The 21,875-nt window shown below is 37.9% G+C and carries 20 protein-coding genes and 1 pseudogene; 9 read left to right on the top strand and 12 right to left on the bottom strand.

Going from position 1 to position 21,875, the window contains the following annotated elements; translation table 11 throughout:
* Nucleotides 1-57: 57 nt before the first annotated feature.
* Nucleotides 58-477 carry a hypothetical protein gene (locus tag ACB088_RS18160; protein WP_375037635.1) on the bottom strand — a complete coding sequence of 140 codons (420 nt, stop codon included), beginning with the start codon at nucleotides 475-477 and terminating at the stop codon, nucleotides 58-60.
* Nucleotides 478-648: 171 nt separating this feature from the next.
* Here ACB088_RS18160 and ACB088_RS18165 point away from each other — a divergent pair, with 171 nt between their 5' ends.
* The gene (locus ACB088_RS18165) at nucleotides 649-1,545 is read left to right on the top strand and encodes a LysR substrate-binding domain-containing protein (protein ID WP_375037636.1); all 897 of its coding nucleotides are present in this window, start codon (nucleotides 649-651) and stop codon (nucleotides 1,543-1,545) included.
* 37 nt (nucleotides 1,546-1,582) lie between these two features.
* Here ACB088_RS18165 and ACB088_RS18170 read toward each other — a convergent pair whose 3' ends face one another.
* Entirely contained in the window at nucleotides 1,583-2,293 is a 711-nt protein-coding gene (locus ACB088_RS18170) for an aspartate/glutamate racemase family protein (RefSeq protein ID WP_375037637.1), read from the bottom strand.
* A gap of 237 nt (nucleotides 2,294-2,530) precedes the next feature.
* The gene (locus tag ACB088_RS18175) at nucleotides 2,531-3,397 is read right to left on the bottom strand and encodes a LysR family transcriptional regulator (protein ID WP_127494717.1); all 867 of its coding nucleotides are present in this window, start codon (nucleotides 3,395-3,397) and stop codon (nucleotides 2,531-2,533) included.
* Between the two features lie 108 nt (nucleotides 3,398-3,505).
* Between ACB088_RS18175 and ACB088_RS18180 the strand changes: the two genes are divergently transcribed.
* Together ACB088_RS18180 and ACB088_RS18185 are read left to right on the top strand one after the other, a co-directional pair.
* A complete protein-coding gene (locus tag ACB088_RS18180) occupies nucleotides 3,506-4,408 on the top strand; it encodes a DMT family transporter (protein ID WP_375037638.1) in 903 nt (300 codons plus the stop codon).
* A gap of 55 nt (nucleotides 4,409-4,463) precedes the next feature.
* Nucleotides 4,464-4,748: a YciI family protein gene (locus tag ACB088_RS18185; RefSeq protein WP_375037639.1), complete on the top strand. Its 285-nt coding sequence runs from the start codon at nucleotides 4,464-4,466 to the stop codon at nucleotides 4,746-4,748.
* Nucleotides 4,749-4,806: 58 nt separating this feature from the next.
* Here ACB088_RS18185 and ACB088_RS18190 read toward each other — a convergent pair whose 3' ends face one another.
* The 4 genes from ACB088_RS18190 to ACB088_RS18205 form a co-directional block, all read right to left on the bottom strand.
* Nucleotides 4,807-5,637: a hypothetical protein gene (locus ACB088_RS18190; protein WP_375037640.1), complete on the bottom strand. Its 831-nt coding sequence runs from the start codon at nucleotides 5,635-5,637 to the stop codon at nucleotides 4,807-4,809.
* Between the two features lie 234 nt (nucleotides 5,638-5,871).
* Nucleotides 5,872-7,941: a glycine--tRNA ligase subunit beta gene (gene glyS / locus ACB088_RS18195; protein ID WP_375037641.1), complete on the bottom strand. Its 2,070-nt coding sequence runs from the start codon at nucleotides 7,939-7,941 to the stop codon at nucleotides 5,872-5,874.
* Nucleotides 7,941-8,918 carry a glycine--tRNA ligase subunit alpha gene (gene glyQ, locus ACB088_RS18200; protein ID WP_174745475.1) on the bottom strand — a complete coding sequence of 326 codons (978 nt, stop codon included), beginning with the start codon at nucleotides 8,916-8,918 and terminating at the stop codon, nucleotides 7,941-7,943. Before glyQ ends, glyS begins: the two co-directional genes overlap by 1 nt.
* A 94-nt stretch (nucleotides 8,919-9,012) precedes the next feature.
* Nucleotides 9,013-9,435 (bottom strand): hypothetical protein, encoded by a 423-nt coding sequence (locus ACB088_RS18205; RefSeq protein ID WP_375037642.1) that lies wholly within the window; start codon nucleotides 9,433-9,435, stop codon nucleotides 9,013-9,015.
* 29 nt (nucleotides 9,436-9,464) lie between these two features.
* Between ACB088_RS18205 and ACB088_RS18210 the strand changes: the two are divergent.
* From ACB088_RS18210 to ACB088_RS18225, 4 genes and pseudogenes are all read left to right on the top strand, one after another.
* Nucleotides 9,465-9,880, top strand: a pseudogene (locus tag ACB088_RS18210) (lysozyme inhibitor LprI family protein).
* A gap of 109 nt (nucleotides 9,881-9,989) precedes the next feature.
* Nucleotides 9,990-11,252 carry a putative DNA modification/repair radical SAM protein gene (locus tag ACB088_RS18215; protein WP_375037643.1) on the top strand — a complete coding sequence of 421 codons (1,263 nt, stop codon included), beginning with the start codon at nucleotides 9,990-9,992 and terminating at the stop codon, nucleotides 11,250-11,252.
* Between the two features lie 2 nt (nucleotides 11,253-11,254).
* Nucleotides 11,255-12,052: a TIGR03915 family putative DNA repair protein gene (locus tag ACB088_RS18220; RefSeq protein ID WP_375037644.1), complete on the top strand. Its 798-nt coding sequence runs from the start codon at nucleotides 11,255-11,257 to the stop codon at nucleotides 12,050-12,052.
* Between the two features lie 132 nt (nucleotides 12,053-12,184).
* Nucleotides 12,185-13,285, top strand: coding sequence for an HPP family protein (locus ACB088_RS18225; RefSeq protein WP_092710748.1), 1,101 nt, complete (start codon nucleotides 12,185-12,187; stop codon nucleotides 13,283-13,285).
* Between the two features lie 66 nt (nucleotides 13,286-13,351).
* On the opposite strand, the gene ACB088_RS18230 is transcribed toward ACB088_RS18225, so the two are convergent.
* Nucleotides 13,352-13,606 (bottom strand): PspC domain-containing protein, encoded by a 255-nt coding sequence (locus tag ACB088_RS18230; RefSeq protein ID WP_004639576.1) that lies wholly within the window; start codon nucleotides 13,604-13,606, stop codon nucleotides 13,352-13,354.
* Nucleotides 13,607-13,857: 251 nt separating this feature from the next.
* Between ACB088_RS18230 and ACB088_RS18235 the strand changes: the two genes are divergently transcribed.
* Complete coding sequence (locus ACB088_RS18235; RefSeq protein WP_375037645.1) at nucleotides 13,858-14,505, top strand: hypothetical protein; 648 nt, start codon at nucleotides 13,858-13,860, stop codon at nucleotides 14,503-14,505.
* 74 nt (nucleotides 14,506-14,579) lie between these two features.
* On the opposite strand, the gene ACB088_RS18240 is transcribed toward ACB088_RS18235, so the two are convergent.
* Nucleotides 14,580-16,403, bottom strand: coding sequence for an acyl-CoA dehydrogenase C-terminal domain-containing protein (locus ACB088_RS18240; protein WP_003653705.1), 1,824 nt, complete (start codon nucleotides 16,401-16,403; stop codon nucleotides 14,580-14,582).
* Nucleotides 16,404-16,659: 256 nt separating this feature from the next.
* On the opposite strand from ACB088_RS18240, the gene ACB088_RS18245 reads away from it, so the two are divergent.
* Nucleotides 16,660-19,011, top strand: a complete 2,352-nt coding sequence (locus ACB088_RS18245) for a hypothetical protein (RefSeq protein ID WP_375037646.1) — start codon at nucleotides 16,660-16,662, stop codon at nucleotides 19,009-19,011.
* A 48-nt stretch (nucleotides 19,012-19,059) separates the two neighbouring features.
* Here ACB088_RS18245 and aroE read toward each other — a convergent pair whose 3' ends face one another.
* From aroE to ribA, 3 genes are all read right to left on the bottom strand, one after another.
* Nucleotides 19,060-19,848: a shikimate dehydrogenase gene (aroE, locus tag ACB088_RS18250; RefSeq protein ID WP_375037647.1), complete on the bottom strand. Its 789-nt coding sequence runs from the start codon at nucleotides 19,846-19,848 to the stop codon at nucleotides 19,060-19,062.
* A 179-nt stretch (nucleotides 19,849-20,027) separates the two neighbouring features.
* Entirely contained in the window at nucleotides 20,028-20,978 is a 951-nt protein-coding gene (hemF, locus tag ACB088_RS18255) for an oxygen-dependent coproporphyrinogen oxidase (RefSeq protein WP_375037648.1), read from the bottom strand.
* Nucleotides 20,979-21,106: 128 nt separating this feature from the next.
* Entirely contained in the window at nucleotides 21,107-21,709 is a 603-nt protein-coding gene (gene ribA, locus ACB088_RS18260) for a GTP cyclohydrolase II (RefSeq protein ID WP_005043912.1), read from the bottom strand.
* Between the last annotated feature and the right edge of the window lie 166 nt (nucleotides 21,710-21,875).

A 21,875-nucleotide genomic window follows, 5' to 3' on the forward strand; every position in this document is an offset into this window, starting at 1 on the left:
TAGATTGATATTTGTATTTTATATTAAAGCGCGAATTTATCGCGCTATCCAAAAAAGTTAGTTAATCGTAGTGCTAGATTTACTTAACTCACCTTGTTCTATTGGGATGTTTTCACCGTTTCGGCTACTGGTAATATTTTGCTTAGCTTGATCTATTTTTGTTTCAGTAAAAGCTTTTGCTGTATCCGCTTTTTGTTGAACGACTTCTGCCTTTTCAGCAGTAAATTCTTTGGTGTTTTTCCACTTTTCACTAATTTTATTTGAGGTCTTTTCAGAAGCACCTTGAATATTGTCTCCTAAATTTTGTATGCCTTTTCCTGTTTTATATAACAGTACACGCCCTAGGCTTGGATTATCACCATAAGGTTGTGTTTTAGGAGCTATTTCATTCACTTGTTGAGGTTGCGCTGTTTCAGCAAATAAGCTTGATGAAGCTAATATAGAGGTCGCAATACATAGAGTTTTTAGGGTTTTCATTTTGGATAAACCTCCCCAACCAGAATCAAAAGATGAAGTGCTGATCTTACTGATAAAAATACAGTTTGTACTGCAATGAGATAAAACCCATACGATTTGATTACGATAAATCATCATTTCAAATATAATTAAATACCGTATCTAAATTTCTAGAATGATCTGGAGCCTCAAGTGATACAAAACATTGAATTAAAATGGTTATATGACCTGATTGTTCTAGAAAAATACCGAAATTTTACAGTCGCTTCTGATATTAGAAATATTTCTCAGTCTTCGCTGAGTCGTCGTATTCAAGCCTTGGAAAATAGTCTTGGTTTTGAAGTGTTTGATCGAGAAACTTCTCCTTTACAGTTAACGGAGAAGGGTAAGCTTTTTATATTACATGCTAGAAATTTACTGGATGATTTTGAGTTTAATATAGATCAAATTAAAGGTGATAATCATGTGCGAAGTAAAGTCACGATTGCTTCTGCGCATTCTTTAGCGGGATATATTTTTCCCAAAATTTTAGGAAACTTAAAAAATTACCAAGAAAAGATTTTTCATGTTGAAGCAATCAATGTGAATGAAACCGTAGATTCTCTTAAAAATGGTCAATGTGACTTTATTGCATCTTTTTATGATGATGACTTAATGAACCCACAATTTTTGTGCCATAAGTTGTTTTCTGCACAGCTTTATTTAGTCACGGCTCCAAATCATTTAGGTCGACCTAAATTTTCACTCGAAGATACTTCAATTCCACTCATGAACTATACCGATGACAGTTATATGGGGAAAAAAGTAAATAAATTTCTACAAGATCATCATTCGGACAAGTTTGAGACAAATTTTGTGTCTTCAATGAGTCTATTACTTAAGGACATGATCAAAGGCGGTTATGGCGTAGGGTGGTTACCCGATTACAGCATTCAAGATGAGTTAAAACAAAATCAGTTAAAGATCATGCCAATAAAAGAGTCAGTACTGTCTGTCGATATTTATTTATATCGCAGTAGTGCTAGGCTTAATGCGACTTCTGAAGGATTATGGAATTTTGTGAAGGCAATTGATTGGACCATTGCCTAAACGTAATTATGCATAATTTGCATTAAATTTTATTTAATCATGCGGCTGATACTGTTAATGAACTCTGATACCACGCAATCGCATTTTTAATGAGTAAATCGGTTGCATCAACAAACAGTTCAGGATTTTTTTGGATACTGTCTTGTAAGATGAGTGGAATTTCAGTACACGCTAATAAGAATTTTATGCTTTTGTTTTGTCTATAAAAATGAATAACCTCACTCATAAGTTGTTTTGATTTTTCGATATTTCCTGCTTTGTATTGATAGATACTTTGCATCACTTTGTGTTGCATCTCAACAGATGGGGTAGAGAAACAAATATTGTTTTGGATGAACTGGCTTTGGTAAAGTTGAGTGCTTATGGTGGCAGACGTCGCAAGAATACAAACTTCAGCAATCTGGCTGTCTTGAATAAAATGAACCGCAGATTCAATAATACTAATCATTTTGGTTTGGGTACGTTGCTGTAACTGGTTAAACCAAAAGTGGGCAGTATTGCAGGGAATAATGATACAGCCGACCTGCGCTGCTTCTAAAATCTTAAGATATTCAGCCATTTTTTCGAGTGGTTTATCATCATGATTTATAATTGATTGTGTTCTATCTGGGATGTCTGGAATAGAAACCGTGATGACAGGAATATGCTCTTGATCGCAATGTGCTGGCGTATTTTTAATAATTTTATCCATGGCATCAATCGTGGCTTGTGGACCCATACCACCTAAAATTCCAATTGCTTTATTCATGTTGAATGACTCAAAAAATACGTTATGTACTTAGCATCTGCTTCTTTTGAGTGAGGTCGTTGCAAAAAACGGATAGGTCATGCAGTTTATGTTTTTATAATTAATTTTTAAAAAGAACTAATATATTGTTTTGTATTAATAAAATTAAAATATTTAAAATGTCGCGATGTGTTTTATGCATCATTATTTTATGTAAAGCATAGGGTTTTACATAGATAATTTCATTCGAATGCACAGCTAAGCTATAAATTCTGACTTAATCAATTCTAAAAACATATCTCTCGCTTTGTGGTTACTCACATTTTTGTGCCAGAAAAACTGGTTTTGCATAAAGGCAAGATGTTCAAATTTATAGCCTCGAATATTGGTTAAATTTTTATATTGCTCAAAAAGACTCTTTGGCACTAAAGACACACCGGAGCCTGCACTCACGCAACCAATAATAGTGGCATAACTGGTAATGCTGGTAATTGGAAGCGAGATATTTTTGAGCTTAAGCCATTCTTCAAGTGCAGCACGGTAAGGGCAGCCTTCAGTCCACATAAAAATTTCTTTACCAATCAAGTCTTCTTGACAGTGGATTTCACCAAAAGATTCGGGGGCAATTAAAATAATTTCTTCTTGATAAATACCGAGTTTATTTAGCATTGGAAACTCAATATTACCAGCGACGATAGCTCCGTCGAGCTTATGCTGAGAAATATCAACTAATAGTTGTTTCCATGTGCCAGTAATAATTTGAATGGAAACTTCTGGATAGCGTTGATGATATTTCGCGAGTAAGTTAGGTAAACGGGTTGTGGCAGAAGATTCAATAGCGCCAATTTTTAATGGACCAGAGGGCGGTGCATCAGGGTGAATACTTCGTTTTGCTTCATCACAAAGCGCTAAAATTTTCTGGCAATAATTAAGGAAAATCTCACCAGATGGAGTGAGCTTTAAACTTTTCCCTTCCCGATAAAACAGAGGTGCGCCGAGTTCTTCTTCAAGTTGTTTAATGCGTGCCGTGATGTTAGATGGAACGCAATGCAACTGCAAAGATGCCTTGGCCATCGTGCCGCATTCAACCACCGTTTGAAACATTTTTAACTGAGCGATATCCATATTTTATCATTCACTTTTAATGAATATTAGACTCAATATAAGTTAATTTTATTCAACTATCTATGCGCATATGATGAAAGAGTTCCATTTCATTAGCGCAGATTTTACATGGCAATTTCTCTTGCTGCCGAAACACAGCCTCCCGCATTTAAGCTCTATTTATGTATTGCTGTGACTGTTTTTTGTTGGGGCTATTCACCTATTGGTGTGCACAGTGCTTTGCATTCATATACACCACAGCATATTGCCTTGCTCCGCTTTTTGATTGCATCATTTTTTTTACTGCTTTTGGTCATGAAAAAAGGCATTCAGCCTTTAACGTGGAAAGATGTTCCTGCGCTTGCTGTATTAGGATTTTTCTCTGTAACTCTGCATCATTTGCTGATAAATACGGGGCAGCAATATGTGAGTGCAGTCGCATCTAGTATTTTGAGTCAATCTATTCCGCTATTTACCTCTATAGTTTCAGCTTTGTTTTTTAAAGAGCAAATCCGTTTCAAACAGTGGTTGTGTATTTTATTAGGTCTTTGTGGCGCCGTTTTAGTGGTTAGCGGTGATCGAGGCTTTGGTGTGCCGAGCCCTTATAGTTTGTTGATTGTTTTGGCAGCAATTGCATGGGCGATTTACTTTAATTTATATAAAAAATTTGCCTTAAATTATGATGCCTTAAGCATGATGTGCTACATCATTTGGTTCGGAACCATTCCTTTACTGTTCTATAGCGCTCATTTAACTAGTGAAATTTTACATGCCACTTGGCAAGCCAATATGTCGGTTGTCTTGTTGGGAATTTTCCCAAGTGCGATGGCTTATGTACTGTGGGGATATGTACTTAAAAATATGCCGTTAACGATTGCATCCAACTTTTTGTATTGCTCGCCGATTGTCGCCATGAGTTTGGCAGTTGTTTTTTTAAATGAAAAACCATCAATGATTGTGCTATTAGGTGGAGTGATTATTGTGGGGAGTTTGGTATGGATGAATTGGGGGAATCGGCGTACCATCGAATAAGCTATTTGTAGTTTAATCCTCCTATGTCATGTAGTACTTCCTTTAAGAGAATGAGATGATTGTTGTTACCTTGACCTATAAAAAACCATTAGCCGAAGTTGATGCTGTACTGAAAGAGCATATTGCATTTTTAGACCATTACTATGAGCAGAAGAAATTTTTGGCATCGGGGCGTCGAGAAAATAGGGTAGGTGGAGTGATTTTAGTTTTAAGCTCTTCGATTCAAGAAGCTGAAGAAATTATGAAAAATGATCCGTTTTATACTCATGACGTGGCTGATTATGATTTTATGTGGTTTGAGCCATCGAAAAGTTTAGAAGAAATTAAAGCATTTGTTTGATTACATTAGAGAACTACTTAAGCTTAAGTAGTTCTCTATTCTTAATTAGTAATTTTGATTATTGTTCAACGATATAAATATTATTTTGAAATACATCCCCTTTGCTTGTTTTTACTACACCAACACATAAATTGTCAGGAGTTTGAATAAAAGAAACTAAGGATGTATCTGAATTAGTTTTACAGTTCTTTTGCTTATTCTCATCAAATGCTTTTAAATTTAATTGATGTTGTAAATCTAAAGTGAATACTTGGCTAAGAGCGCTAAATGCTTGATCTGCTTTTTTCATAAATAATAAATTATTTTGAGCTTCCCATTCAGCTAAAGAAATACGTTCCTTGCTTACATAGTGATATAAGCGTTTTGTATCTGCATTATTGTCTGCCGCATTTTTGAATTGGGTCTTTAAACCAAAATTTACTTTTACAATTGGTTTTTCATGGAAAGAAAGACGTGAATAAGGCACAATTTTAATTTCGGATGTCTGATTTAAATCTAGTAGTTTGAGGGTAGGATCTGCTTTATTTTGGGTGAAAGAGTCGGTAATTTTTTGATGAATCAATTGGTCAAATTTAATAGATTGATTTATAGAACTTTTTTCAATGGCTGAACTATTTGCATTTTTATCAATTGCCATTGCAACACCTACTCCGATAAGGCCAAACATTCCAGAAACTGGGCTAGCCGAAGCATTGCTTGAATCACCAACTAATATTTGGCTGTCCTTTACAAAGTAATCACCTGCACCTGATTCAGTCATTGAAGAAAGTTGTTCTGAAGAAACAGAAATAGAGGTTTGTTTACCCGCAGCTGGATATTGAATCGATTTAGTCGTGGCACATCCAGTAAATAGTAATGTTGATATGAGTAATAAATTTAAGTTTTTCATTGCAATCATTCTTTATTAAGTTTGGTAATTATTTGTCAAAGCTGGCTGAATTATGGATGAACTGCAATAAAAGTAAATAATTGTTATTTATTAAGTGTTCATAAATTAATCATTTATTATTTTGAATAAAATTAGACGGTAAAACCATTAAAAAAACCATGTCTCCGATATTGAAATCGAAACCATGGTTTTTTAATAAAGCTTAATTATATAAAAATTAATTTCTATATAATTTTAACCCTGCAATACACTTACATCAGCGATAGCAGTAAACAAGTTACGTAATTGAGCCAATAAACGTAAACGGTTTGCCTTCAGGTCGGCATCATCTGCCATTACCATTACACCATCAAAGAATGCATCAATCGGCGCGCGAAGTGCTGCAAGCTTAGAAAGGGCAGCAGTGTAATCTTTTGCTGCAAGTAATGGTTCAACCACAGGTGTCACTGCTTGAAGCTCAGCAAATAATGCTTTTTCAGCGTCTTCAACCAAGTTCGCTTCAACTACAGAACCTTCTGGTGCTGCTTCTTTTGCAAGAATGTTAGCAACACGTTTGTTTGCAGCAGCAAGTGCAGCAGCTTCAGGCAGAGCGCGGAAGTGGTTTACAGCATTTACACGCTTGTCAAAATCAAGTGGAGACTTCGGTGCAAGTGCTTGAACCGCTTGAAGCACATCAACGGCAACGCCTTGGTCTTCATACTTGGCACGGTAACGACCTTCCAAGAACGCAACAGCATCAGCACGTGTTTTATCGTGGTCTTTAACGATGTCGCCATAACCTTGAAGTGCAAGATTTACCAGTTCTTCAATCGTTACATCTAATTCATTTTCAATGATTAAACGTAAGATACCAATTGCTGAGCGACGAAGAGCAAACGGGTCTTTAGAACCTGTAGGCGCTTGTCCAATACCGAAAATACCAACAAGAGTATCTAAACGGTCAGCAAGGGCAATCGTTGTACCAGTTTTGGTTTTTGGTAAAACATCGCCAGCGAATTTTGGTAAATATTGCTCGCCTAAAGCTTCTGAAACTTCAGTGTTTTCGCCTTCAATACGCGCGTAGTAAGTACCCGCAATACCTTGAAGTTCTGGGAACTCACCTACCAGTTCTGAAGTTAAGTCGCATTTAGCAAGTAATGCAGCTTTTTCAGCGTCGGCTGGGTTTGCACCAGTGATTGCAGATAATGCAACAGCAAGTTTAGCAATACGTGTCGATTTATCCCAAAGCGTACCAAGTTGTGCTTGGAATACCATGTTTGCTAGTTTTTCTTTACGAGATGCAAGCGGTTGCTTTTGGTCTTGTAAGAAAAAGAATTCAGCATCAGACAAACGAGGACGAACAACTTTTTCATTACCTTCAATAATTTGAATCGGATCTTTAGACTCAATATTTGAAACAGTAATGAAGTAAGGTTGTAATTTACCTTCGCTATTGATCAAGCAGAAATACTTCTGGTTGTCTTGCATCGTAGTAATAAGTGCTTCTTGAGGAACAGCAAGGAAGCGCTCTTCAAAATTTGCACGAAGAGCAACAGGCCATTCAACGAGGCTTGTTACTTCATCAAGTAAGTCAGCTGGAACAATTGCAGTTGCATTAACTTCATCAGCTAACTTTTTCACTTGTTCTTGAATGGTCGCTTGACGCTTTTCAAAGTTCGCAACGACATATGCTTTTTCTAAAGCAGCTAAGTAGTCATTTGCATGTGCTAAAGTCACAGCTTCAGGGGCATGGAAACGGTGACCATAAGTCACATTACCAGCTTTATGATCTTGAATAGTCGCGTCAATGATTTGATCATCTTTAAGTAAGAGAACCCATTTAACCGGACGTACAAATTCGGTACGGCTTGCAGCAGAACGCATACGCTTAGCAATTGGTAAATTGTCTAATGCAGTTTGTAAAATCTGTGGAAGTAAAGCATCAAGGCTTTGACCTTTTACATCTTTTAAATAGCAAACTTTTTCAACTTTACCTGCTTGGAAAGTAGAAAGCTGATCAACAGTAATACCTTGACCACGCATAAAGCCTTCGAGTGCTTTAGTCGGTTTACCTTCTGCATCGTAAGCCGCTTGAACAGCAGGGCCATCAAAACGTTTTTGTGTATCAGCTTGAGCGGCATCGATATCAACAATTTTAAGCGCTAAACGACGTGGAGCTGCATAAGCTTCGATAGATGCGAAATTTAAGCCAGCATCTTTTAAGCCTTTTACCGTTTCTGCCTGTAAAGCATCACGTAAGTTTTTTAAACTTTTCGGTGGAAGTTCTTCACAGCCAAGTTCGAATAAAACAGTATGTTTGCTCATTAGTTTTTCTCCGCCTTTGCTGCTTCATTTTCAGCTTGTGCTTTTAGCTGTGCCAATACTTCATCACGTAAGTGTGGTTCTGCCATTGGGAAGCCAAGCTCTGCACGTGCTTGTACATAACTTTGTGCAATCGCACGAGCTAAAGTACGTACACGTAAAATGTAGCGTTGACGCTCAGTCACAGAAATTGCGCCACGTGCATCAAGCAAGTTAAAGGTATGAGACGCTTTAACAACTTGCTCATAAGCAGGAAGAGAAAGTTTTGCTTCAATTAAACGGTTTGCTTCTGATTCGTAAAAATCAAACAGTTCAAATAGTTTTTCAACTGGAGCGTATTCAAAGTTATAAGTCGATTGCTCAACTTCATTTTGATGGAATACATCGCCATACGTCACAGTACCAAATTGGCCTTTGGTCCAAACAAGGTCATAAACCGAATCTACACCTTGAAGGTACATCGCAAGACGTTCTAAGCCGTAAGTGATCTCACCTGTCACTGGGTAACATTCAACGCCACCCACTTGCTGGAAGTAAGTGAACTGAGTTACTTCCATGCCGTTAAGCCAAACTTCCCAGCCTAAGCCCCAAGCCCCAAGAGTTGGAGATTCCCAGTTGTCTTCTACGAAGCGGATGTCGTGAGTAAGCGTATCAATCCCGATTGCTTTTAAAGAATCAAGATAAAGCTGTTGGATGTTGTCTGGATTTGGCTTAAGTACTACTTGGAACTGGTAGTAGTGTTGCAAACGGTTCGGGTTTTCACCATAGCGGCCATCTTTTGGACGACGTGAAGGTTGAACGTACGCAGCATTCCAAGTCTCAGGCCCTAAAGCACGTAAGAATGTTGCGGTGTGGAATGTTCCAGCGCCCATTTCCATGTCGTAAGGTTGTAGTACGACGCAGCCTTGTTCGGCCCAATAGTTTTGTAGGGCAAGAATTAAGCCCTGAAATGTATCAATGTGCGAGATGGCGCGACTCATGTAGCATCCACGAATTTATGAGAAAAATTGCCCCTAAGTATAAGGATTTTGTGGGGGAGTGGCAAAGGCTTAATCAAAGGAATGCATGCTTAGCTCATTTGTTTTGTCGAGTCAGCCATTTCAAGCCTAACCAGTAGCAAAAGCTGGTAAATAAGATCATGAGATAAAAACTATAGATCTTATAAATATGCCACCAAGGAGAAGGGAATGATCCGACAAAAATCAAGCGTGCAATAGAGCTAATCAAAATCCACATGACAGTTGCGCAGATGAAAATACTCATCAGATTTAAACGATTTTTACGCGCGAGAAAATACGAAATGATATACGCGAAAGGAATAACTATAAGACCATAAAAAAGTAAATAAAATAAGAAATGGGCTAGAAAAATAATACCACCCGAATAAAGGCTAAATTCCGAATTTAATATAATTATTCCTAAGGCGGATATACTCAACAAAGGGATGGGAGCAAGCGCAAGTGCGCGAATAATAGTTTTTTTGTTATATTGAAGCATATTAAAAATTATAGAATCGAGAATAAATTATGCTGGAATTTTGCTGTAAACTCATTGTTTTATCTAGTCTTTTTTGTAGTACGTGGCTTTATGCGCAGACGGAAGCTGATGAGCAAGATGAATACAACCAATGTGTAGATCAGACTATTAAAGAAATGCAGCTTGAGAGCATTAACAACATGGTTGTGCATAGTTGCTCTGAACAAGCTAAAAAGCTTATGAAGAAAAAATTGTTGCTCTGATTGATCAAATTCGTGCTCAAAGCGAAGAATATAAACAGCCAGAGCGTTACCAAGATATTTTAAAATCTCAGCGACTTTGGAAAGCTTATGTAGATCAGGAGTGTAATAATGCAGGCTCATATATTGGCTCACCGATGTATTCATATTGCCCAATGCAAGAGTATGCAGCGCGTGTAAAACAACTAGAAGAATACGTTAATTAAGACAGATTATTTTAGACGTCACCTCATGACGCATAGCGTACTTCACTAGATTAAATTTAAGAATGTGACATGATATTTTTTAAACGATGCCATAAATGAGTCGTTTGATATGTCTGATCGCATTCGAGAAAAACTCCAAATTCTTGCAGATGCTGCTAAATATGATGTGTCTTGTTCATCAAGTGGCAGTGACCGTAAAAATAAAGATAAAGGTTTGGGTGATGCCAGTCATTCAGGTATTTGCCATAGCTATACCGAAGATGGCCGCTGTGTTTCACTCTTAAAAATTCTATTTAGCAACGTATGTATTTTTGACTGCGCTTATTGCGTTTCACGTCGTTCTAATGACGTTCAACGTGCAGCATTTACGGTGCAAGAGGTGGTGGACTTAACCATTAATTTTTATCGACGTAATTATATTGAAGGCTTATTTTTAAGCTCAGGCATTTTTAAATCGGCCGACCATACAATGGAGCGTATGCTTCAAGTCGTGAAGAAGTTGCGCCTTGAAGAAAATTTTAATGGCTATATTCACCTAAAAACCATTCCGGGAGCATCGCCTGAACTGATTCATGAAGCAGGTTTATATGCTGATCGTATGAGTATTAATTTAGAGATGCCGACCGAAATTGGGTTAAAGACTTTTGCACCGGAAAAATCACATCAAGAAGTACAAAAAGATTTAGGTTTGGTTCGTGACAGACTTATTCAGCTTAAAGACGAACGTCAAATTATTAAGCATGTGCCGAAATATGTACCAGCAGGGCAGACCACCCAAATGGTGGTGGGTGCTCATCAAGAGTCAGACCAAGATGTCTTGTTTATGGCAGATAAGCACTACAAAGAATTTAAGCTCAAACGAGTCTATTTTTCGGGTTATATTCCAATTAATACCGAAAATAATTACTTGCCAGCAGTCGGTTCTGCACCGCCGTTACTTCGGGAAAATCGACTCTATCAGAGTGATTGGTTGATGCGTTTTTATGGCTTTCAGGTCAATGAAATCGTCAATGAAAAACACCCAAATTTGGATCTTGATGTAGACCCGAAATTAGGCTGGGCTTTAAGGCATCCAGAGCAATTTCCAGTAGATTTAAATCATGCCGATTATCAAATGATTTTGCGTGTACCAGGCATTGGGGTGAAATCGGCCAAGAAAATTGTACAGGCTCGCCGTTTTGGAAAAATTCATATCGATTTACTTAAAAAGTTAGGTGTCGCCTATCAGCGAGCAAAATTCTTTATTCGCTGTGAAGACAGTCCAAAATTCCAAAAAGAATTATCTTCAAGCTTTATCCGGCAGCAGATTTTAACGCAGGGTTCATCGAAATATGTGCAGCAGCTTTCGCCACAATTAAGCCTTGGGTTTTAGCCATGTTTAATGATGAAGTGGCTTACTATTTTGATGGTTCAATGATCGGACTGCTCAGTTGTGTGTTTCGCGCATTTCAATTCAAAGAATTACAGGTCAGACTCTGTTTGAGTGAGGCTGCTCAACATGGTTTATTTGCCGATAAAATTGAGGTTTCAAATAATGAGCAACATGCAGAACGTGTGTGGTCCGCGCTGCAAAAAAAGCTTTCTTCGTCTTCTTTAAGGCAATTTTATTTTACCTCTTTATCTGAATCTTTAGACGCCTATCAGCATTTATTTAATTACTGTATTTATGTGTTTAGTAGCCATTCATCTGTAGAAAAAGACTATTCGCACCCAAGTGTTTTAGCAATTTCGCAATGGACGAAAAAGGTTGGTCGAGAGAAGCATCGGATGGAAGCTTTTATCCGCTTTAAGAAAACCAAAGATGAGCTTTTTTTAAGTTTGGTACGTCCCGATTTTAATGTTTTACCACTCATTCAGCCGCATTTTAAACGGCGTTATCAAGATCAGCGTTGGCTCATTTATGATGAGAAACGTAAGTTTGGTCTTTATTATGATTTACGGGAAATACATGACGTTTCACTCGAAGCCTCGAAAGTTGACCGTAATTTAAAAAATGGAATGAGCCAAAGCTTTCAGCTGGAGCTAGATGAGCAAGAAGTCTTATATGATCAGCTTTGGAAAGATTATTTTAAGAGCGTAAACATTACGGAACGTCAGAATATAAAACTTCATGTGCAATATTTACCAAAACGTTACTGGCGTTACTTAAATGAAAAATTAATTGAATATTAAAGTTTTAAAATAACAAAAGATAATTCAACAGGGTTTCTTATCTTTGAAAGATATAATTTAAATGCACTTTATGTGGCTTTGGGCGTATACTTTTGCCCGTTATAAATAACGGCATATCCCCAAAGGTGTACTGTGAGTGTTATACAGCGAGAATGGTTACAGATTTTAAAACCAAATTTTAAGGTTTTACCCTTAAAAGAACGGTTGCTTTGCGGTGTTGGAGCACTGTGTGGTTTAGCAATTTCTTCCTTAATTAGCTGGTATGTTCTAGGTGGAATTAATGCCTGGTACATTGCACCCATGGGAGCTTCATCTGTTCTCTTATTTGCTGTGCCAACCAGTCCATTGGCTCAACCATGGAATGTGATTGTTGGTAATACGCTAGCCGGAATTATTGGGGTTGCCTGCGCACAGTGGATTCCTGATTTAACCACTGCTTTCAGTGTCGCAGTAGGCTTTGCCATATTCTTAATGATGACTACTGACTCTTTGCATCCACCAAGTGGTGCAGTCGCAATTACGGCTGTGTTAGGTGGTACAGCAATTCATAAATTAGGCTTTTATTTCGTTTTTTATCCCGTTCTGCTCAACTCGTTACTTTTACTCGGTTTCGCCGTCTTTTTTAATAGATTAATTGGAAGACATTATCCAGTTACTGCACGTCTCAATGAGCGTAGCAAAGACCCAACACCGACTCAAAAAGTATCGATTCAACCGAAAGATATTGAGTACGCTTTAGAGCACCACACTGAACTGTTAGATATTAGCCAATACGATTTAGAAAAAATTATTTTAGATGCACAAGAACATGCCAACGAACGCATAGTCAATCAATATACCTGTCAGGATATTATGAGCCGTGATGTGATTAAGTTGCATGAAGATGATGATATTCATCAGGCGCTGGATAAGTTCAAGCATATTAACCTTATGAGCTTACCGGTGGTCAATGCTGACAATCATCTAGTAGGAACTTTAGCGTTATATGAAGTTGTGGAATGGTTTAAAGGTGCAGCGGACCCAAGAAACTCTTGGCAGCATTATGTGAAACAGATTATGAGTCATAGAGTGGTGACAGTATTGCCAACACAGCCTATTCAAGATCTTGTGCCTTATTTTGTCGAAAAATCTTTTAATTATATTCCAGTGGTCGAGGAGCGGAAGTTAATCGGAATGATTAGCCGTGCAGATATGATTGCTGCCTTACAACAGCAGTTAAACCGTAAAATATAATCTAAAAAAACAGAGCAAAAAAAGCTACGGTTGATTAGGGTATGCAACCGTAGCGACCAAAATTAATTAACGTGTTTGCTCTTCATGTACAGTTCGGACGGATTGTCGATAGCCTTCAATATGTTCTGGCTGTTTTTTCGGAATGACTAACCACAAAACCAGATAAACTAAGATTCCGGGAAAGGCCGCACTCATAATTGAAATCACAACAAAAATAATGCGTAGTAAAGTTACGTTCCAACCAAAACGTTCAGCAATACCACCCATTACACCGGCGATCATGCTATGTCGGTTCGAGCGATATAAACCAGAACTGGCCATCTAATTCTCCTTAAAAATAAAAAGTTACAAGGAATTGCTTATTCTCTTGCTTAATAAAAATATGGAGACGAAATAACGGGTTTAAAGTCTTCTAACAAGTAAAATGGTTAAAATATGTAAAGGATTAGAATGAAGGAAACCAACATCAACTAAAATGCACCCTTTCAGGGCTTAACGGTTTATCGCACCAATTGGCTCGTGCCTGAAATGAATATAAACATGGTTGTTGCTGTTATCTGTGAATAATGTATATGTCTTTGAAGCGGTCTAGGTTTTTAGTTAAGCATTTGGTTGTAGGGACTATGATGTGCCTGACACTTAGTGCTTGCGACATAAACCACGCCAACTCCAAAGATCACTCTAGTCCAAGTTCTAATTCTACCGATGAAGAAAATTTAATAAAAAATAGTACATCTACAAAAACATTAGATTATGTGGCAGGTCGTACTTTTTTACCTGAAGAAAATTTAGATCAAACCAAAAAATTAAGCGCAATTTCATTGCAATATGTAGGGCGATATCACACCCGAATTTCATGTGAGGATGCGTTTGCCGATTGTGAGTCTGGAGAGGCAGAGTACATTTTAAATTTATTACCCAATGGATCGGCTTATTGGAATGTTATTCATTTTGGCCGAGTGGGAAGTAAGGATGGAGCCAAAAGTACTGCTATAAATCAGTTGTGTCCTGATTTAAATTGGAAAGTATATGAAAGAGAGCATGAGTTAACCATTCACTGTCCTTTATCTAATGTTAATTTTTATTTTAATGTTGATTCAAACAAAAGATTGATCGTGAATCTAGAAAAACTGTTTTATAGCGACTACGGTAAAAACCGTGAGTTTTTGGAACAAAACTATTTTGTTCCGAAGCAAGCTTATGTTCTGACTAAAGAATAAATATTAAATTTTTACTTGAATAAAAAAGAGCGCAATATGAATTGCGCTCTTTTCATTTCACTATTTAAAAATCATTAGTAGTCGAAGCTAAAGTGTTCAACTGGTAATGATGTTAATGTGCGAGAGGTTGTCACCATTGATTCTGCATGACCTTGGGTACGAGGCAACATACGGTCAAAGTAGAAGTCTGCAACTTTGATTTTTGCCTTATAGAATTCAGGCGTTTCTGCACCATCACCTGCTTCTAGTTTCTCAGAAGCAATGACTGCTTGTTGCGCCCAGAAGTAAGCCATCATCACGTAACCTGAGAACATCAAGAAATCTACAGAAGCAGAAGATACGATGTCACGGTCTTTACGTGCAGCAAGCATAATACGAACTGTTAAAGTGTTCCATTGAGCACAAAGCTTAGTTAAATCCCAAGCAAAACGACGTAAGTACTTATTACGTGCGTGTGCAGCACAGAATTTTAAGATTTCAGCAGTGTAGTCACGAACCACTTTACCTTTTGAGCTAAGCAATACTTTACGACCAATCAAGTCAAGTGCTTGAATGCCTGTTGTACCTTCGTATAGCGTTGAGATACGAGCATCACGAGCGATTTGTTCCATGCCCCATTCTTTAATGTAGCCATGACCGCCGTAAACTTGCATACCGTTGTTTGCAGCTTCTAAACCAAGTTCAGTCAAGAAACCTTTCAAAATTGGTGTGTAGAAACCAAGTTTATCATCGTAGTCTTCGTAAGCAGCTTGGTCGCCACGTGTTAATGCATCTGTCATTTTGTCTGCAAGTTTTGCAGCATGATAGATCATTGAACGGCCACCTTCAGCAATTGCTTTTTGAGTCAACAACAGGCGACGTACGTCAGCATGATGAATGATGGCATCTGCAACTCTTTCAGGTTCTTTTTTACCAGAAAGTGCACGCATAGACATACGATCTTTCGCATAAGGTAATGCACCTTGGAACGATAACTCAGCGTGCGCAATACCTTGAACAGCAGTACCAATACGTGCTGTATTCATGAAGGTAAACATTGCATGTAAACCTTTGTTGACTTCACCAATTAAATAACCAGTGGCATTATCAAAGTTTAGTACAGCAGTTGCAGAAGCACGGATCCCCATTTTGTGTTCGATTGAACCACAGGTCACTGCATTACGTTCACCGATACCACTATCAGCAGTAGGTATGAATTTAGGTACGATAAATAATGAAATACCACGAGTACCAGCAGGCGCATCTGGAAGACGTGCAAGTACGATGTGAATAATATTTTCAGTTAAATCATGTTCACCGGCAGAAATGAAGATTTTTGTGCCAGAGATTTTATAAGTGCCATCTGCTTGAGGTTCAGCTTTAGTTTTAACTTGCCCTAAGTCGGTACCACATTGAGGTTCGGTTAAGCACATTGTGCCGCTCCAAGTTCCTTCAACAAGTTTAGGCATATACGTTTGTTTTTGCTCATCGGTACCGAATTGCAAAATGGTGTTCATACAACCCGAACTTAAGCCAGGGTACATCGTAAATGACCAGTTTGCAGTACCCATCATTTCTGATTTGATGAGGTTTAAAGACATTGGTAGGCCTTGACCACCAAATTCTTCTGGATAAGAAAGACCTTGCCAACCACCCATTACGAACTGGTCGTAAGCTTCTTTAAAGCCTTTAGGTGTAGTTACTTCGCCGTTGTCAAAATGGCAACCTTCTTCATCACCAGATTGGTTAAGTGGCGATAATACGTTTTCACAATAATCTGCCGCACCTTCAAGAATCATATCAACGGTATCTGGATCTGCGTTTTCACCATTTGATAAAGTTTTGTAGTGAGCAGGGTAATCTAATACTTCATTCATTAAGAAGCGAATATCGTGTAGCGGGGCTTTATATGCTGGCATGGCTTTAATCCTAATTTTGAATCATTGTGGGATTATCTGAATCGATGATTTGATTATTCACTCGCATGATAAAAATACAATGATAATCACATCCGAAAGAAATGTCAGAAAAGCGAATTTTGTCGAAAATAAATACACCTGAAAATACATTTTCTGCTACATTCAGGACTTATACTTTTATGTGAAAAAACAACTATTTTTTTATTTTTAGCAAGTTTTGCTAAAAAGATAAAGCGATAAGGTTTTAAAAAAGGTTATGCATTTAAAATATCTCAGTTTATGTTTATTCAGTTTGGGTTTGACCGCATGTGCGCAGCATAGCCTACGTCCATCAGTGGCACCTGCTCATTTAGATCAAAAAGTCATTCAGGGTATGAATGCAATGTATGAATACCCAAGCTATGACTACCGCGGGCATTTTAAAGTTAATGTTGATTCAAATCAGCCCAACAAAATAAGCACTGTAGAGAAGAGTGCTCAACTTGATGCTGAAGTGCAAAAAAAAGTAGATCAATATTTACGTGAACAAAAAATTAATTTGAATAAAAAACAGAAGCAGGCGCTTTATGCCGCAATTGCAAATGAGCAATCTGTTTCGGGTGTATCTGGCGAATCACGTTCAGAAAAAGTAAATGCCGTATTAATCAATTTATTAAATGATCTCCAATTTAGTTACGATGGTTCAGTTCATTATCGTCAAAAAATGGGGTCTTTCAACCTTACGGCAAGATATGAAAAACCGACTTTGCTCGTGCAGGCAAAATTGCCAATGGTGCTTGATCTAAAGGATTATAAGTTTTACGTTAATTATTTCGGATTAATGCCTTATTTAGTTAATAAAGATAATCAAAACAACTTAGCCTATGTCGATTTTTCGAAATATAAAGATCTGTTTACGAACGTCGATATGAAGAAGTTCGTTGAATATGCGAAGGCTTCTGGCGCCGTGTCTTATCGTTTGGCTGATCCGCAAAATTTACAACGTTTACCAATTACAGACGCTGACCGTAAAGCAGGAATTGTAGAAAAAATTCGTTTAAAAGATACGGTTGAAGAGTTGCTACTGCAAGTCGATCTATATGGTCAAGTCAATGAAAAATACCTGCAAAAAAGTGTTTTAGGATTTGATGACCAAAAGATTGCTGAATCTATAGCAACTGAACTTGCTGCTTCTGAAGCTAAGAAAAAGTCAGGTGGTGCCGAAGGGCAGAAGGTTTCTTCTGACGATGCAGCGGCAGTCAGTCAACAACTTTACTCACTCATTAACGCTCATTTTGGCGGTACATTGGCTTCTGAGGAAGGCGATGAAGAACAATCAAGTGCCGCTCAAGAAGCAACGGCAGCAGACGAGGCTTCTGCTTCAGGCCAAGATGAGGATGCTGCTGATGTTGCGGTAGCGGATGCCGAACAAACTACCCAAGATGAAGAAGGCCCAACCCTTACAGAAGAACAATGTGTTGAGTTACAGACCCTTAAAAAACCAGTAGTTTTAGGGGATATTAATTACTGTCAAATATATGGTGTTGATGTTCTTGATCAAAGCGTAGAGAGTGCCCAAAAAACTCAGATCAAGTCTCGTCAAGCTGCTTTAAAACAAACTTTTGCTGCTTATGATCAGAACCAGTTTGTGAATGATGAAGCATTCAAAGCTTTATGGTTAAAGCATAAAGCAGAGATCGAACAAGCTTTACCAAAACAAAGAAATCCAATTACGATTGATGTTGGACTCGATGAAAAAGGCCGTGCAGTCAACGTAGATTACGATATTGCATATACACCTGCTGAATTTAACCATCGTTTCAATATTAAAGCAGACATGCAAATTCTAAATTATGGTAAAGCAACCTCAATTGACCAGCAGCAGCTTAAACAAGCTAAATCAGTTGCTGAAGCAAGTAAGGGTTCTTTATTTGAAAACTTCGTGAAAGGCTTTAGTGAAAAACTTGGGCAGAGTGATGTTTCTGAACATGCAGTTGGCTCACATAGCGATGTACAAGATTTAGATTCGAGTCTGGCGTTGTTGGCTAACCAAACTTATGATGCAACACGTGCCTATGACAAAACGTATAAGGCTGTATTTATTGCAAAATTGACTGCCGAAAAACCGTCATATATTAATTATTATTCAGTTCAACAGTTGCAAGAAATTGCCGAAGTTTATGCTTATTGGTTCTCTGAAGAAGAAACCTATAATCCTCAAGGTAAGGCTTTAGAGCGTATCGAGGCATTGCAGAAAAAGCATCATCTTGAACAAGAAGATCAGTTTGATAATGATTTAGGCCGTGCTGTAGACCATATTGTGATTACAACAATGCAAGGTAAGGCTGGGCGTGAAGCATGGCAAAAATTACAGAAACAATATAAGCAGCCTGAGCAGCTTTTCTCGAAACAATATCAATTAGAATTTGAACAACAAAATGGTGCTTCTGCTGAAGAAAAACAATTGTTGTCACAAACAGCTGATATTTTAGGGAAGGTGTATGTTGCTGCACGTAAACAGCAACTTACGGAAAAAACAATTCAGAATTTAAAACCTGAACATAATGAATTTATTGATTATGAGATTTTCCGAGATGTTTATCAGCAAATGGTTACGACCAAAAAATAATAAATGAAGTAAAAAAGAACCTACATCATGTAGGTTCTTTTTTTATATTTATAGAAAATCTTTTAATTCAGGTCTTACGCCATTCCAGATAGAAAAGGATTCAATAGCCTGACCGACTAACATTCCAAAACCTTCAGAAGAGGGCACATTACGTTGTTTAGCTTGCTCAAGGAAGCTAGATGGTTTGCCATATGCCATTTCATAGGCATATTTAAACTCTAAAGTTTCTGGGAGTTGTAATGCATCACCCGAGAGGCTTGCAGAAGTCGCATTAATTACAATATCAAACTTCCCTTCTAGCTCATTTAGAGAAATTGCTTGTAATTGAGCTTGCGGAACGGCTACTTTTAGGTCATCTATAAGTTGTTCGGCACGAGCTAGAGTACGGTTTGCAATCACTATCTTTTTAGCGCCAGCCTGTACCAGTGGGTAAATAACACCACGAGTTGCACCACCAGCCCCTAAAATTAAAATAGTCGTATTTTCCAGATTCCAATCTAAGGCTTGAATCGCGGCAACTAAGCCTTGGCCATCTGTGTTATCGCCGTGCAATTTGCCATTTTCCATCCATAACGTATTAACTGCTTTTGCAATTTGAGCACGTTCGGTTAACACATCACACAAAGCAAAAGCTTGTTCTTTAAACGGTACGGTAACATTCATGCCACTTCCGCCATTTGCAAAGAAACTACGCATACTCGGCTCAAAACCATCAAGAGGGGCAAGACGTTTTTGATAGTCGAGATCAACACCTGTTTTTTGAGCGAAAGCATGATGCAATTCAGGAGAGCGTGATTGTTCGATTGGGTTGCCAATTACTGCAAACTGTTTGGTCATTCTTATATCCAAAATTTTAAAATGGCATGAAGCAGTTAAAATCTGTGCTGAATATTCAGCAGGCCTCACTATAAGCCAAATTGGAATCAGAAAAAATATTTGAATAGAAACAAAGGAATTGAAAATAAAAAAGGAGATTCTTTAGGGTGGAAGCCAAAGAATCTCCAAAAAGCAAAAAATTAAGCGACTTTTTCTTTTAAATTTAGCCAGTCACGTGGTTTTAGGTAATAGTTAGTTAAACGTTTCTCTGGTGAGTCTTCATCCCATTCAGGACGATAAGACCAACCTGCAAGGTTAGGTAGACTGACTAAAATAGATTCGATACGTCCGCCTGTTTGTAAACCAAACAATGTTCCGCGGTCATAGACTAAGTTGTATTCGACATATCTGCCGCGGCGGTAAAGCTGAAACTCTCGTTGTGCTTCGGTGTAAGGTTGTTCACGGTGTTTTTCAAAAATTGGCAGAATGGCATTTAAATAGCCATTACCTACAGCTTGAATATATTTAAAGCAAGTTTCGAAATCCCAGCCGTTTAAATCGTCAAAAAATAAGCCACCGACACCACGTTGCTCATCGCGATGTTTTAAATAGAAATAATCATCACACCATTTTTTGTGTTCAGCATAGACACTGTCACCAAAAGGCTGACATAAGTCGTAAGCGGCTTGATGCCAATCGATAACATCTTGCTCATCTGGATAGAACGGTGTTAAGTCAAAACCACCGCCAAACCACCAAATTGGATCTTGTCCTTCAGGCTCTGCAACGAATAAACGTACATTGGCATGAGAAGTTGGAATATTGGGATTTTTAGGATGAATCACTAATGAGACACCAAGTGCTTGAGCTTTAGCACCAGCAATTTGAGGGTGTCTTTCTGTAGCAGAAGCGGGGAGTTTACTAATGTTGATGTGAGAAAACATCACACCACCTTTTTCAATCACTGTACCATTTTGCAAAACTCGTGAACGGCCACCACCACCTTCAGGACGTTCCCAATCATCAATAATAAATTCACTCGTACCGCCGCCAGCTTTTTCTTGTTGTTCTAAACCAGCACATATACGGGCTTGTAAATCTAGTAGAAATTCGCGGACACGTTGAATATCTGTTGAAGTCGGATGTTGCATAGTGACCCTCAAAGATGATTGAGATAGGAGATAGATACATCAAAGCATAAAACCATAAAAAAAGTAAGGGATTTTTAAGAAATGTCTCAAAAATCCCTTCCAATTATTTTTAAATTTATAATTTTGGCTTAAAAATCATCTTTTTGATAAAGGTGATCCATACGTTCACGTTTGGTTTTTAAATATTGTTCATTAAAAGGGTTGCGTCCAACCGTTAATGGAACACGGCCAACGATATTAATTCCTTGATCTTTGAGTGCCTGAATTTTCAAAGGATTATTGGTAATTAATTTAACTTCTTTCACTGCTAAGTGATCTAGCATAATGCTACACATGTCGTAACGACGTGCATCGGCAGGTAAATTTAAAAGTAAATTTGCATCTACGGTGTCATGCCCCTGATCTTGTAAGGCATAGGCGCGAATTTTATTTGTAAGCCCAATACCACGGCCTTCTTGACGTAAATATAAAATAACGCCTTGACCTGCCTCGTTGATGAGCTTTTGAGTTGCCTGCAATTGAGGACCACAGTCGCATTTTAATGATGCAAAAGCATCACCTGTTAAACATTCTGAATGTACACGAACCAAAACAGGGCCTGTAGGTGGATTTTCTAACCCTTTAGAAAGTGCCACATGTTCTTCACCTGATACTGGATCTTGAAACACAGAAATATTGAATTCACCAAAAGCGGTCGGGAGTTTTGATGTTGCAATGAACTCTATAGGCACAGATTAACTCATCTTTTAACCGAAAACGGTTTAAAGTATAGCGTAATGCTGGGAGATTGGTCGAATTGTCATAATCATTTTGCACACTAAGGTTTTCTTTTTTGTATAAAGATGACGATAATAGTTGATAAATAGTCAGATTATTCAGGATAATCTGCCAACCATA

The sequence above is a fragment of the Acinetobacter sp. RW6 genome (assembly GCF_041956835.1).
GTDB lineage: Bacteria > Pseudomonadota > Gammaproteobacteria > Pseudomonadales > Moraxellaceae > Acinetobacter > Acinetobacter calcoaceticus.